The sequence below is a fragment of the Methylophaga pinxianii genome (assembly GCF_020447225.1).
GTDB lineage: Bacteria > Pseudomonadota > Gammaproteobacteria > Nitrosococcales > Methylophagaceae > Methylophaga > Methylophaga pinxianii.
The window spans coordinates 1-12,410 of the sequence record NZ_JAJAEO010000126.1; the positions used below are offsets into that span (position 1 = coordinate 1).

Here is a 12,410-nt window from a genome sequence, read left to right on the forward strand (position 1 = left end):
GCCGAGTTTGGCGTCATCATGCTGCTCTATCTTAAGCAAGCCTGGCAAAAACGGTTGGATGAACAAAAAGGAACGGAAGCTGATCTGCTTGATGCCATCGGTGAAGGCGCCGTGCTCAGGGTTAGACCCAAGGCCATGACAGCGACCGTTATCCTTGCAGGCCTGCTACCCATTATGTTTGGCAGCGGCACTGGTAGTGAGGTGATGCAGCGCATTGCTGCGCCAATGGTTGGCGGCATGGTGACGGCACCGCTGCTGTCGATGCTGGTGATCCCAGTAATTTATCTAATGATTCGTAGACCGCGTGCACAGCGGCAGACGAAAAACCAACCAATTCAATCACAAGCAAATAACGAGTGATGAATCACGCCGGGTCATTTAGCGTTTCTTGATCCGGATATTTTTTAACGCAGTGGAGAAAATTAAAATGAAAAAATTATTAGTAAGTTCTTTGACGATCATTCTGTCCTTTTCGGCAACCTCGATACTAGCGGAGCAGAGAATGAATCATGACGATATGAAGAACATGGCTCCAAAAGCGGAGACATCGGATCAACAGATCACCCATTCAGCTAAAGGCACCGTCACTAAAGTCGATGCCAGCTCAAAAAAAGTAACTTTGGCTCATGAACCGGTTGAAAGCCTCAGCTGGCCTGCCATGACCATGGGATTTATGGTCCAGGATGAGCAATTACTTAATAATCTTAATGTGGGCGATACGGTTGATTTTGAGTTTATGAAAGCAGAACAAGGTTATGTCATTACTGAAGTCAAGTAACTGACAATATGCAAACAGTTTGGAATGAGCGATTAAAAATAATTGTCTAAAAATAGGAAAACTGGGTCTTGCACCCTTTACTTGAGGTAAACAACCATGAAAACACAGTTTAAATCTTGGGCTGGAATGCTCTTAGCTACTTTATTGACGACGTCTTACAGTATTGTCAATGCTGACACTCAACGCAACTCGTCGACAAATTCTGACAAAGTAATTACTCAACCTGTCGAGGCAAAACATAAGCATCGGTCTACGCCACTTTATAATTTAACTCAAGGAAACTAGCATCATGAACATACATCTAGGCGATATTGCCCCAGACTTTGAGGCGAATACCACAGAAGGAACGATTAACTTTCATGACTGGATTGGCGACGGATGGGCGATCCTGTTCTCTCACCCGGCCGACTTTACGCCAGTATGCACCACGGAACTAGGTGAGACCGCCAAGCTGAAGGAAGAATTCGACAAGCGGCAATGCAAAATAATCGCTATTTCGGTTGACTCGGTGAAAGAGCATAAAGCCTGGGTCAGCGATATTGAGGAGACCCAAGGACGCGCGGTCAACTTCCCGATTATTGGAGATGAAGATAAACAAATCTCTCGGCTTTACGATATGCTGCATCCCGGGGAGGATGATAGCTCGGCAGTGCGTTCGGTATTTCTGATCGATCCGAATAAGAAGATTAGAATGACGCTGACCTATCCGAAGAGTGCGGGCCGAAACTTCAACGAAATCTTACGGGTGCTCGACTCGATCCAATTAACTGATGGCTATAAGGTTGCTACCCCAGCAAACTGGTGCAATGGTGATGATGTCATCATAGTTCCTTCTTTATCAGACGATGAGGCAAAAGAACACTTTCCTGAAGGCTGGAAGACGCTTAAGCCATATCTTCGTATAGTCAAGCAGCCTAATCGTTAAGGTGGGGCGCAAGCTTTTAAGTACGGAAAAGAATGGCTTATATTCAATTTAAAGTTGTTGGAAAACTAATAATTCTTCTGCAGTGTTTTGCTTTGATTTCCTTCGATGAGATTAAAACTAAAACGAGAATAGCATCAAAAAAGACAAACGCCTCATTATGAGGCGTTTGTCATACTTACTAATTATGCAGCCATTTTTCTGCATTCTTCAGCACATCTTCTGCACTCATTAGCACAGTCTTTACAATGCTGGTGTTCATACTGATCACAAATTTCAGCACATTTTTCACAAATCTCGGCGCAAAGGTTACAAATCTGAGCTGCAAAATCACTGCCACGAGCCATCGCAGCTGCTGCAAAACGACAGACATCAGCACAGTCTAAGTCCATACGTATGCAATCTGCCATCTTGGAAACATTACTTTCTTCTAGACATGATACTGCACAATGATCGCAAGCCGTAGCGCAACGGTAACAGGCATCTATACAAGATTGATATTTTTCATGAGACATAGTGACCTCTCTTTATTTATAAACCATGCAGAATTGCATGTTGGTACATATCAGCAAACAATATACCAAAGTGAAACAAGCCCATAAAAAGCTAAAGTCCTCATCTTCAAGCCTGACTGAACACTAAATCTTTTGGTGATGTGTGTAAAAAGTTCATGCAGGGCCTGAATTTATACACATTACTGAGTTAGTTTGAAATTACGGGATTTGAATAACAAAATCTAAGTTCTTAGTTTCCCATTTCGTTCAGATTAGAACCCAACACTAATCACTGCTGCCATGGAGCGGCTGTCGGCTTTACAGGTGCCGGAATCGGAGATCCACCGACTGAAAAAATCCGCAAAGGTCAGTCAGACCATCACCATCAAGGCCCCGCAATCCGGCGTATTGGACAATCTTATGGTCCGTGAAGGCATGTTTGTGAAACCCGGTATGGAAATGATGGCCATCGGGCAGCTGGAACATATCTGGGTCATAGGAGAAGTGTTCGAGCGTCAGGTCATGAGCGTACGGGAGGGCGATGCAGTGCGCATGTACCTCGATTATCTGCCAGGACGCACGTGGTCTGGCACGGTTGACTATATCTACCCGTCACTGAATACCCAGACTCGAACAGCTCGGGTGCGGGTACGATTCGACAACCCAGACGGCTACCTGCGACCGGGTATGTTTGCGCAAATGACGATAGCGACACAACCCGCTCGGGAGGCGTTGCTCATTCCCCGTGAAGCACTGATTCGCACGGGTAGTCAATCGCGGGTCGTGTTGGCTAAAGGTGACGGGCGCTTTAAGTCCATCGCCGTCGAGGTGGGGCGGATTGGCGAGAACCGGGTGGAGATTCTGTCGGGGCTCAACGAGGGCGACCAGCTTGTGACTTCCGCGCAATTTTTGATTGATTCCGAATCCAGCAAGACCTCGGATTTTCGTCGCATGAACCACAGCCCGGATGACGATACCCAGCCTGGAACACCGGCATCGGTATCAGTCGGCGCCCGTATTGAAGGCGTCATGGTCGAACACCGAATGCTCAAGCTGGCCCACGACCCCATCGATGCCTGGCAATGGCCGGCCATGACGATGGATTTTACTGTGGACCCCGCGGTGGATCTGGGTGGGCTGAAACCCGGCATGAAGCTGCATGTGGAGATTAAGCGGAAAGGGGACAACCACTACGTGATCAGCCAGATCCATCGACTGGAACAGGTGTCCGAAGAGGCACCCAGGGAGGGGGGCGGGCAATCCATGGACAACAGCCAGCATCAGGGTATGAGCCATGATGCGATGGATATGGATCAAGGCCAGCGCAACGGGGAGGACAAGCCATGATTGAAGGTATTATCCGCTGGTCTGTCCAAAACCGCTTTTTTGTGCTGCTGGCGACCCTGATTCTGGTAGGGGTCGGCGGTTGGTCCCTGAAAAACACGCCGGTAGATGCCATTCCCGATTTGTCGGACGTGCAGGTGATTATCAAAACCAGTTATCCGGGGCAGGCGCCGCAGGTGGTGGAAGATCAGGTCACCTATCCGCTGACCACCACCATGTTATCGGTACCGGGTGCGGTTACCGTACGCGGCTACTCCTTTTTCGGCGACTCCTATGTCTACGTGATTTTTGATGAGGATACTGATGCTTACTGGGCGCGTTCGCGGGTGCTGAAATACCTGTCGTAGGTGGCACCCACTTTGCCGCCCAATGCCAGGCCGCAATTGGGGCCGGATGCCACCGGTGTGGGTTGGGTCTACCTCTACGCGCTAGTGGACCGCACCGGTCAGCACGATCTCAGCCAGCTGCGCAGCCTGCAGGACTGGTTCTTGAAATACGAGCTGCAAACGGTTCCCGGCGTGTCGGAAGTTTCCGCCTTGGGTGGCATGGTGAAGCAATATCAGGTCAGGGTTCACCCGGATAAGTTACGGGCCTTCAACATCCCGCTGTCCCATATCCAAATGGCGATCCAGCGGGGTAACCAGGAGGTCGGGGCGTCGGTGGTGGAAATGGCCGAGGCGGAATATATGGTGCGCGCATCGGGCTACATCCAGGGGCGTGATGATCTGGCCAATATCCCTTTGGGCCTGAACGTCAACGGCACCCCCATACTGTTAAAAGATGTGGCGGACATCGACGTCGGGTCGCAGATGCGCCGGGGCATTGCCGAACTCAATGGCGAAGGTGAAACGGTCGGCGGCATCGTGGTCATGCGTTTTGGCGAGAATGCGCAAAAAACCATTGCTGGCGTCAAAGCCAAGCTGGAAACGCTTAAAGCCGGGTTGCCAGAGGGTGTGGAAGTCGTGACGGTCTATGATCGTTCCGGCCTGATTGAGCGCGCCGTGGAAAACCTGTGGCACAAGTTGCTGGAAGAGTTCATCGTCGTGGCACTGGTATGCATGGCGTTTTTGTTCCATGTGCGCTCCAGCCTAGTGGCCATTGTCAGTCTGCCAGTGGGTATTCTGGTCGCCTTTATTGTCATGCATGCGCAAGGGCTCAACGCCAATATCATGTCGTTAGGCGGGATTGCCATTGCCATCGGCGCCATGATCGACGGCGCCATTGTCATGATCGAAAACATGCACAAGCATATGGAACGCCTTGTGTTGCAAGGGAAAGCACTTACCAACGAAAACCGCTGGCAGGTGGTGGAGGAATCCGCTGCCGAAGTCGGCCCTGCGCTATTTTTCAGTCTGCTGATTATCACCGTGAGTTTTGTGCCGGTGTTCACTCTGGAAGCCCAGGAAGGGCGAATGTTCTCGCCACTGGCATTCACCAAAACCTATGCCATGGCCGCAAGCGCTGCATTAGCGGTAACGCTGGTGCCCGTGCTGATGGGCTATTTTATTCGTGGCAAAGTATTGCCCGAGCACAAAAATCCACTCAATCGCGCGTTGATTGGCGTGTATATGCCTGCGCTTAAAACTGTGCTCAATTACCCTAAATCCACGCTCGTGTTAGCCCTGGTGATTACGGTTATCGGGTTTTGGCCAGTCAGCCAGATAGGTAGCGAATTTATCCCCCCCTTTGATGAGGGCGATTTGATGTATATGCCCACCACCTACAGGCTAAAGATCGAGGAGCGTGTAATAGTGAATACGAGAAACCGGATACCTGTGAATGAAAATTGCTTGACCTGTGTCTTGGACACAGGTGTAAGGTGACAAAAAGCCGGATAAATTCTTCGGATTTACTCTCGGGTTTAGAACTGATGATTGACTCATATCAAGGCAAGGAACAGATCCTCGGGGTTAATATGAATCCTGTGATAGTCAGACTGAGCTGCGAGGAGGGCTGTGTGAAAGTTATCGAAATGGCCAGGCGTTTAGGGGTTACGGCCGATACGGTGCGGTTTTATACCCGGATCAAGATTCTGAAACCGGGGAAGAACAAAACCAATGGATATCGGGAATACAGCGAAAATGATTACAACCGCTTGCGATTCGTGCTGAGTGCACGGCAACTGGGCTTTTCCGTTGAGGATATTCAGGAAATTTTGAACCACGCGGATAAGAAGAAATCGCCTTGCCCGACGGTACTCCGCTTGATTGACCAACGCCTGAATGAAACTGAACAACGGTTCGCGGAGACTCTGCAACTGCGGGAACGCATGCAGCAGGCCGTGGTTGAGTGGAGCCAAAAGCCAGATAAGGTGCCGACTGGCCATATGATCTGTCACCTGATTGAAGAGTTTGCCCAGTAAATCAACATAGAGGATTTGCCATTAATACACAGAAATTCGAGAGCCCTACTCATCACCCGGGCGGCTGCTGTTGCGCCAGCAAGTCATCCACTGCAGCTAACATTCGGAGCAGTGTTGACTCAGATAGCGATATCCCGCTGCAGCGGCTACAGGTGCAGGGCGCAACGTGCGGTGGTTGTGTAAGAAGCATTGAGCAAACGCTACGCTCTGTTTCCGGCGTAAGCGATGCGTGTATGGATCTGGCGACGGGTGTCGCTTCGGTCGTTGGCATGGTCGAGTCTAACGCTCTGATAGAGGCGTTGGATCGAGCGGGTTTTCCTTCGACCCAAATCAATTAGTTTATGGCTGATGGTTGGAGTAATTAGCAGTTAGTAAGCCTAAGCATGTTACAGGCGTGAAATATGGTGGTGGAGAAAGCCTGCTGGCCACTGAAAGAAAGGCAATGGCTAAATTTTGTTGTTCAGGAAATGCTAATGGATCAAATTAACACACTTAAGGTGATCGACATGGGCATCGACACCCACCAGGAACCGGTGGTGTATATGCGCAGTGATTGTCACATCTGCCGCTCTGAAGGTTTCACTGCCAACAGCCGTGTCATGCTGCGATACGGGGAAAACAGCGTTATCGCCACGCTGAATGTGGTGGACGAACAGGTACTGAGTTCCGGGAGTGCAGGGTTGTCTAAAAGTGCCATGCAGCGCTTGGACGTCGATGATGGCGCCGCGGTTAGTGTCGACCACGCACCGGTAGTGACATCACTTGCCGCCGTGCGCAAAAAAATCTTTGGACACAAACTCAGTGATCAAGAGATTACCGCTATTGTCGAGGACATCGGCGACCACCGCTATTCGGATATCGAAATCGCCAGCTTCCTCAGTGTGTGCGCGGGTAGCCGTTTAGACGTAGATGAAATCATCAGTCTCACCCAGGCCATGGTGGCCTGTGGTAAGCGGCTGAACTGGCCAGACGAAGCCATGGTTCTTGATAAACACTGCATCGGTGGGCTGCCGGGCAACCGCACCACACCGCTCGTGGTGTCCATTGTCAGCGCTGCGGGACTCACCATCCCTAAAACCTCCTCGCGGGCGATCACCTCTCCCGCCGGTACTGCGGATACTATGGAGGCACTGACTACCGTCAATCTGGAGCTCAATGAGATTCAACGTGTAGTGGCTGAGACCCATGCCTGTCTTGTTTGGGGTGGCGCTGTCAACCTGAGTCCGGCCGACGATTTGTTGATTCGCATTGAACGGGCCCTGGATTTGGATGGTGAAGGGCAGTTGATCGCCTCGGTTTTATCAAAAAAAATCGCTGCCGGTTCCACTCATGCGGTGATAGATATTCCCGTCGGCCCCACCGCTAAAGTGCGTTCCCAGAACGACGCCGATCGCCTTTCCTCACTCTTTACCCAGGTGGGAGCCGCCTGTGGTATTCAAATTCGCTGCCTTATTACGGATGGTAGTCAGCCGGTTGGGCGTGGTATCGGCCCGGTAGAAGAAGCGCGGGATGTGCTGGCAGTATTGCAGCGCGAGCACAGTGCACCACAGGATCTTCGGGAGCGTGCCTTGTTTCTGGCTGCACATCTGTTTTCACTTGCTTATCAAGAGCGTTATGAACAAGGGCTGGAAAGAGCGATCGCGATTTTGGATGAAGGTAAAGCCTGGCAGCAGTTCCAGCGCATTTTGGCCGCGCAGGGTGGGATGAAAGCCCTGCCTGACGCCAGCTACCAACATACCGAAGCGGCCACAGCAGCGGGCACACTTACCGCTATCGACAATCGTCAACTCGCGCGTCTGGCGAAGCTGGCAGGCGCTCCGGCGACAGCGGCTGCGGGGTTGCGTCTACATGCTCGAGTCGGCGACAAGGTCACCGTCGGACAACCTTTATTTACGCTCTGTTCCGATACGATCGGAGAGCAACAGTATGCGATGGCGTTTTATCGCCAATCGACAATTTTTACGGTCGAGAAGGAACGATGAGCGAGGCGATGGCTGTGAAAGATAAATCTCCAGTGGTGTTTTCCCTGAACAATCATCCGTTGGCTGAGTCACTCAGTAACGCGATTGGTGGTCAACCTGGCGAGTTTAACGCTCGGCAGTTTCCTGATGGGGAGTCCTATCTGCGTATTCTATCTGATGTAGAAAATCGCGCCTGTATTGTGGTGGCTGATCTGTCACACCCAAACATCAAATATCTGCCGTTGTTGTTTTTATTGGAAACACTGCGGGAGCTGGGAGCGTCGCAAGTGGGGTTAGTGGCGCCTTACCTCAGTTATATGCGTCAGGATCGCCGTTTTGTCGATGGGGAAGCGGTTACTTCACGTATTTTTGCCAAGTGCCTTTCTCAACATGCTGATTGGCTGGTTACGGTCGATCCACATTTGCATCGCTATCATTCTCTGGATGAAATCTATTCCATACCCAGTCGTGTTGTGCAAGGGGCTCCGGCATTGGCGCACTGGCTCAAAACGCAAAGCAACCTACTGTTGATAGGGCCCGACAGCGAAAGCGAGCAATGGGTTGATGAGATTGCTGCCTTTAGTCAACATCCTTTTGTGATTGGAGAAAAGCAGCGCTTCGGGGATCGCCAAGTCGAAGTGATGCTGCCCGACATCAACGAATTCAGGGATAGAACGGCAGTGATTATCGACGACGTTATTTCCAGCGGGCAAACAATCCTGGAATGCGTTAAAACACTTCGGTCCAAAGGTATCGACAACATTCAGTGCGTGGCGGTGCACGGCATATTTGCCGATCACTCCGATAAAACCTTACTGGCCTCAGGCCTGAGCCAACTGGTCACATCCAATACCATCCCCCATCCTTCCAACGCTATTGATATTACGTCGCAACTGATTGCGCCCGTTATCAGCATGCTTAAATTGGCAGGAAAATCATTATGAAAATTACCTTTGTCGGCGGCACCGAGACAGTTACCGGCTCAAAATTTCTGCTGGAAACTGAAACGACAACCGTATTAGTCGATTGCGGTTTGTTCCAGGGCTACAAGTGGCTGCGGGAACGCAACTGGCAAACCTTGCCCCTGGACATCGACAAACTGGATGCGGTGCTGCTCACTCACGCACATCTGGATCACTCCGGTTATATCCCGGTGCTATACAAGCGCGGCTTTCGCGGCCCGGTGTTTACCCATCACGCCACTAAGGCCCTGTGTCAGATTTTATTGGCCGACAGCGGCCATATCCAGGAGGAAGACGCTAAGTATTACAGCAAACATAAATTGGGCAAGCACGCGCACCCTGAGCCGCTTTACGACCGTCAAACGGCGGAAGCCAGCATGAGGCTATTTCAGTCTGTGGAGTTTGATGAACAGATCGAGGTCGGGGATATCCGTTTTTATTTACAGCCTGCCGGTCATATTCTCGGCGCCGCCAGCATTATCGTTGAAGCGGAAGGGAAACGAATCGGCTTTTCTGGTGATGTCGGTCGCTTCGGTGATGTGCTGATGACCCCCCCTCGACCATTGCCGGAGCTGGATCTGCTGTTGATGGAGTCCACCTACGGCAACCGCCGGCACGACACCCAAGATCCGTTTCAGCAGTTGGCGGAAATTGTTAACCGTGTCGCCAAAAGCGGCGGCGTGCTGCTAGTCCCGGCCTTTGCGGTAGGGCGGGCGCAGGCCTTGCAACATCTGTTGGCGACCCTGATGGATCAGGGCGATATCCCCAAAATGCCCATCTATCTCGACAGCCCCATGGCGATCAAAGTATCGGATATTTTCTGCCAGTTCAGTGATCAGCACCGGTTGAGTCACGAGCAATGCTACCGCCTATGCGATGGCGTGACCTATACCCGCACGGTGGACGAATCGAAGGCGATTGCCGGACAGGCTTTCCCCCATATTGTTATCGCTGGCAGCGGCATGGCTACCGGAGGTCGTATTCTCCACCACTTCAAACGCCTGTTAGGCAGTTCTAAAACCACGGTATTGTTTACCGGTTATCAGGCGGGCGGCACTCGCGGCGCAAAAATGCTGGAGGGTGTTGATGCGGTGAAAATCCACGGAGGCTGGGTACCGTTGAGAGCCACTGTCAAAGTCATCTCAGGTTTGTCGGGGCACGCAGACTACCTCGAACTGACCCAGTGGTTACAGCAGTCAGCGCTGACCGATACTACTCGAATTCAACTGATTCACGGTGACCCGGAAGCCCTTGAAGCCCTTCGGGTGCACTTGCAGGAGCACACCGCGTTTGCGGTGAATGTGGCGGGTTATCGCGATATTTTGCGCCTGTAATCGAAGAGATAATCCACAGCAGAGAAAAAGTTATGCAAATTGAAACCTTAAAAGATGTGCTGCACTGGACTCGGGAATTTCACCAACACCTCAGCCAGTGTTTATCCCACTGTGCGGACAAGAATATGGATGAACGGGCCCGGATGATCCTTGCGTATCTGTCCGATCATGAGAAGGCACTGACCAAGGTAGTCAGCGGGTTTGAAACCTCAGGCGACGAGCATGCACTGAACACCTGGTGTTACGAATATGTGGCAAAGCACCCCATCGTTCGGCATGCGCATTGCGACGCCCCCTTTGCCGAGCTGGATGCGACGCAAATCATGGAGGTGATAGTCGATCAACACCAGCAGGTGATTGAACTGTATCGCTATCTCGCCTCCAGGGCGGAGATCCCCTCTGCCAAAGAGTTGATGGAATCACTCCGGTCGCTGGAGGAGCACGAAATGATGCGTATGGCGCAGTCTGCCAACCGGTTCGGGGATTTGTAGAGACACTAATTTCTCACAGATACACCACCATAAACGGAGGAATAATCATGACACTTAATGCGTTCAAATTCGGGATGGCCAGCGCGATTACCGCGGCAATACTGTGGCTGGCTTGCAGTCTGCTGGTGATGTTAATGCCTTCCATGATGTTGTCCATGTCCGGAGAAATGGTGCATATGCAACTGAATGAGATGGGTTGGCACTTGACTCTCACTGGTGTCGTTATCGGGCTGGTGGCCTGGTTCGTGGTAGCGGGTATCGCCGGGTGGTTGCTGGCGGCCATTTATAACCGCTTGCAGTCATCCGACTGATTATCCAGCTGATGAGCAGTTTGCCGCGCTATGACAAACCGGTTCTGTTGGTGTTGAATCCGGGTAGTTCATCCATCAAGTGGAGCACGCATAACGTCTCGGCGCTTGAATATGCGGGTGCAACGGTGCCTGTTGCTATTGGGCAAGCAGGTGTCGGCCAATCAGCTGCGCAGACTTATCCTGGCGCGCCCCCTTGGCTGACCGATGTGCTGACAAATCATGCTGTTCGCGCGGTGATTATCAGAGTCGTACACGGGGGCTCTGAATATCATAAACCTATACCCATCAACGACGATAATTTTCGGCAACTGCAAACCCTGATACCACTGGCGCCACTGCACAATAAGGCGGCCATTGAACTGATTGAGCAGCTTCGGAATACCCGATTTTCCATTCCCGTTTTTGCGGTTTTCGATAGTGAGTTTTTCAGCGACCTGCCGGTGCTGTCACAGATTTATGGACTATCCGTCGCACTCACTGAGAAATATCGATTACGCCGTTACGGGTTTCACGGTTTTGCTCATGAGTCCATGGTCAAACACTGGGAGGCAGTGAAGCCCAAGGCCGAACACTACACCCTGGTGACTGCGCAACTGGGAAGCGGCTGTTCCATGGCCGCCATCCGCGACGGCAAACCAGTCGATACCACCATGGGCTTTACGCCCAATGAAGGGTTGTTGATGCGCACGCGCAGCGGAGATATCGATCCCGGTTTGCTGACCTGGTTGCAGTGGCAGGAGGGTTGGACGCCCGAGGATACCGACAGGGTTCTCAATTGCGAATCCGGCTGGCGGGGTCTGTCCGGCGGAATCGATAACATGGAAAAGGATGACGAATATTCAAGTTGTTCGTAATATTAGGGAGTTCTTTTGCTAAGATTTCCTTCTAATAGTTTTAATCTACAAAGTAGATTAGCATCAAAAAAGACATACGCCTCATTAGAGGCGTATGTCAGACTCCTTATGCAGCCATTTTTCTGCATTCTTCAGCGCATTTTCTGCACTCGTTAGCACAGTCTTTACAGTGCTGGTGCTCATACTGAGCACAAATTTCAGCACATTTCTCACAAATTTCGGCACATAAATTACATATTTGAGCTGCATAATCACTGCCACGAGCCATCGCAGCCGCTGCAAAACGACACATATCCGCACAGTCTAAATCCATACGTACGCAATCTGCCATTTTGGAAACATTACTTTCTTCTAAACAAGCCACTGCACAATGATCGCATTGCGCAGCGCAGCGATAACAAGCTTCGATACAAGATTGATATTTTTCATGAGACATAGTGACCTCTCTTTAATTGATGAAACATGCTTAATTGCATGTTAAGGGCATTTAGCAAGAAATATACCAATATAAATTAGCCAATGAGTCGCTGCATTTCCCTTTTACCAAGCTGTCACAATCAGATTATTTATAATGTGGGTTTGACATCCTCCCCGGCC

General features: G+C 51.0%; 14 protein-coding genes and 1 pseudogene. 13 read left to right on the plus strand and 2 right to left on the minus strand.

From position 1 onward, the window contains the following. From LGT40_RS01450 to LGT40_RS01460, 3 genes are all read left to right on the plus strand, one after another. Positions 1-360 (plus strand): efflux RND transporter permease subunit (locus LGT40_RS01450; protein WP_226069729.1); only part of this gene is annotated, 360 nt, incomplete at its 5' end. 67 nt (positions 361-427) lie between these two features. Next, the gene (locus LGT40_RS01455) at positions 428-778 is read left to right on the plus strand and encodes a copper-binding protein (RefSeq protein ID WP_136555629.1); all 351 of its coding nucleotides are present in this window, start codon (positions 428-430) and stop codon (positions 776-778) included. Positions 779-1,067: 289 nt separating this feature from the next. Then, positions 1,068-1,703: a peroxiredoxin gene (locus tag LGT40_RS01460; RefSeq protein ID WP_226069730.1), complete on the plus strand. Its 636-nt coding sequence runs from the start codon at positions 1,068-1,070 to the stop codon at positions 1,701-1,703. 182 nt (positions 1,704-1,885) lie between these two features. On the opposite strand, the gene LGT40_RS01465 is transcribed toward LGT40_RS01460, so the two are convergent. Beyond that, entirely contained in the window at positions 1,886-2,215 is a 330-nt protein-coding gene (locus tag LGT40_RS01465) for a four-helix bundle copper-binding protein (protein ID WP_226069731.1), read from the minus strand. 279 nt (positions 2,216-2,494) lie between these two features. Between LGT40_RS01465 and LGT40_RS16320 the strand changes: the two genes are divergently transcribed. From LGT40_RS16320 to LGT40_RS01515, 10 genes and pseudogenes are all read left to right on the plus strand, one after another. Further along, the gene (locus LGT40_RS16320) at positions 2,495-3,541 is read left to right on the plus strand and encodes an efflux RND transporter periplasmic adaptor subunit (protein WP_226069732.1); all 1,047 of its coding nucleotides are present in this window, start codon (positions 2,495-2,497) and stop codon (positions 3,539-3,541) included. Further along, positions 3,538-5,262: pseudogene (locus LGT40_RS01475) on the plus strand (efflux RND transporter permease subunit); the annotation flags it as partial. The gene LGT40_RS16320 and the pseudogene LGT40_RS01475, both read left to right, overlap by 4 nt. A 233-nt stretch (positions 5,263-5,495) precedes the next feature. Continuing rightward, positions 5,496-5,900, plus strand: a complete 405-nt coding sequence (locus tag LGT40_RS01480) for a MerR family transcriptional regulator (protein WP_226069733.1) — start codon at positions 5,496-5,498, stop codon at positions 5,898-5,900. Positions 5,901-6,052: 152 nt separating this feature from the next. Beyond that, positions 6,053-6,238 (plus strand): heavy-metal-associated domain-containing protein, encoded by a 186-nt coding sequence (locus tag LGT40_RS01485; RefSeq protein ID WP_211116140.1) that lies wholly within the window; start codon positions 6,053-6,055, stop codon positions 6,236-6,238. A 63-nt stretch (positions 6,239-6,301) separates the two neighbouring features. Next, positions 6,302-7,882 (plus strand): thymidine phosphorylase family protein, encoded by a 1,581-nt coding sequence (locus tag LGT40_RS01490; RefSeq protein ID WP_226069734.1) that lies wholly within the window; start codon positions 6,302-6,304, stop codon positions 7,880-7,882. Beyond that, a complete protein-coding gene (locus LGT40_RS01495; RefSeq protein WP_226343141.1) occupies positions 7,879-8,805 on the plus strand; it encodes a ribose-phosphate diphosphokinase in 927 nt (308 codons plus the stop codon). The genes LGT40_RS01490 and LGT40_RS01495 overlap by 4 nt, the downstream gene beginning before the upstream one ends. After that, complete coding sequence (locus LGT40_RS01500; protein WP_226069736.1) at positions 8,802-10,157, plus strand: MBL fold metallo-hydrolase; 1,356 nt, start codon at positions 8,802-8,804, stop codon at positions 10,155-10,157. Before LGT40_RS01495 ends, LGT40_RS01500 begins: the two co-directional genes overlap by 4 nt. Before the next feature lie 32 nt (positions 10,158-10,189). After that, on the plus strand, positions 10,190-10,648 hold the full coding sequence (locus tag LGT40_RS01505; protein ID WP_136554440.1) for an ATPase: 459 nt from the start codon (positions 10,190-10,192) through the stop codon (positions 10,646-10,648). 47 nt (positions 10,649-10,695) lie between these two features. Then, the gene (locus LGT40_RS01510) at positions 10,696-10,959 is read left to right on the plus strand and encodes a DUF5676 family membrane protein (protein WP_052041364.1); all 264 of its coding nucleotides are present in this window, start codon (positions 10,696-10,698) and stop codon (positions 10,957-10,959) included. Positions 10,960-10,970: 11 nt separating this feature from the next. Beyond that, complete coding sequence (locus LGT40_RS01515; protein ID WP_226069737.1) at positions 10,971-11,813, plus strand: hypothetical protein; 843 nt, start codon at positions 10,971-10,973, stop codon at positions 11,811-11,813. A 106-nt stretch (positions 11,814-11,919) separates the two neighbouring features. Here LGT40_RS01515 and LGT40_RS01520 read toward each other — a convergent pair whose 3' ends face one another. Further along, on the minus strand, positions 11,920-12,249 hold the full coding sequence (locus tag LGT40_RS01520; RefSeq protein WP_226069738.1) for a four-helix bundle copper-binding protein: 330 nt from the start codon (positions 12,247-12,249) through the stop codon (positions 11,920-11,922). Positions 12,250-12,410 lie beyond the last annotated feature (161 nt).

What these genes read in the sequence shown, in the direction of transcription:
- LGT40_RS16320 (WP_226069732.1), top strand. Translation starts at nt 2,495, where the DNA reads ATGGAGCGGCTGTCGGCTTTACAGGTGCCGGAATCGGAGATCCACCGA.
- LGT40_RS01490 (WP_226069734.1), top strand. Translation starts at nt 6,302, where the DNA reads ATGGTGGTGGAGAAAGCCTGCTGGCCACTGAAAGAAAGGCAATGGCTA.
- LGT40_RS01495 (WP_226343141.1), top strand. Translation starts at nt 7,879, where the DNA reads ATGAGCGAGGCGATGGCTGTGAAAGATAAATCTCCAGTGGTGTTTTCC.
- LGT40_RS01520 (WP_226069738.1), bottom strand. Translation starts at nt 12,249, where the DNA reads ATGTCTCATGAAAAATATCAATCTTGTATCGAAGCTTGTTATCGCTGC.
- LGT40_RS01465 (WP_226069731.1), bottom strand. Translation starts at nt 2,215, where the DNA reads ATGTCTCATGAAAAATATCAATCTTGTATAGATGCCTGTTACCGTTGC.
- LGT40_RS01460 (WP_226069730.1), top strand. Translation starts at nt 1,068, where the DNA reads ATGAACATACATCTAGGCGATATTGCCCCAGACTTTGAGGCGAATACC.
- LGT40_RS01510 (WP_052041364.1), top strand. Translation starts at nt 10,696, where the DNA reads ATGACACTTAATGCGTTCAAATTCGGGATGGCCAGCGCGATTACCGCG.
- LGT40_RS01500 (WP_226069736.1), top strand. Translation starts at nt 8,802, where the DNA reads ATGAAAATTACCTTTGTCGGCGGCACCGAGACAGTTACCGGCTCAAAA.
- LGT40_RS01515 (WP_226069737.1), top strand. Translation starts at nt 10,971, where the DNA reads ATGAGCAGTTTGCCGCGCTATGACAAACCGGTTCTGTTGGTGTTGAAT.
- LGT40_RS01505 (WP_136554440.1), top strand. Translation starts at nt 10,190, where the DNA reads ATGCAAATTGAAACCTTAAAAGATGTGCTGCACTGGACTCGGGAATTT.
- LGT40_RS01455 (WP_136555629.1), top strand. Translation starts at nt 428, where the DNA reads ATGAAAAAATTATTAGTAAGTTCTTTGACGATCATTCTGTCCTTTTCG.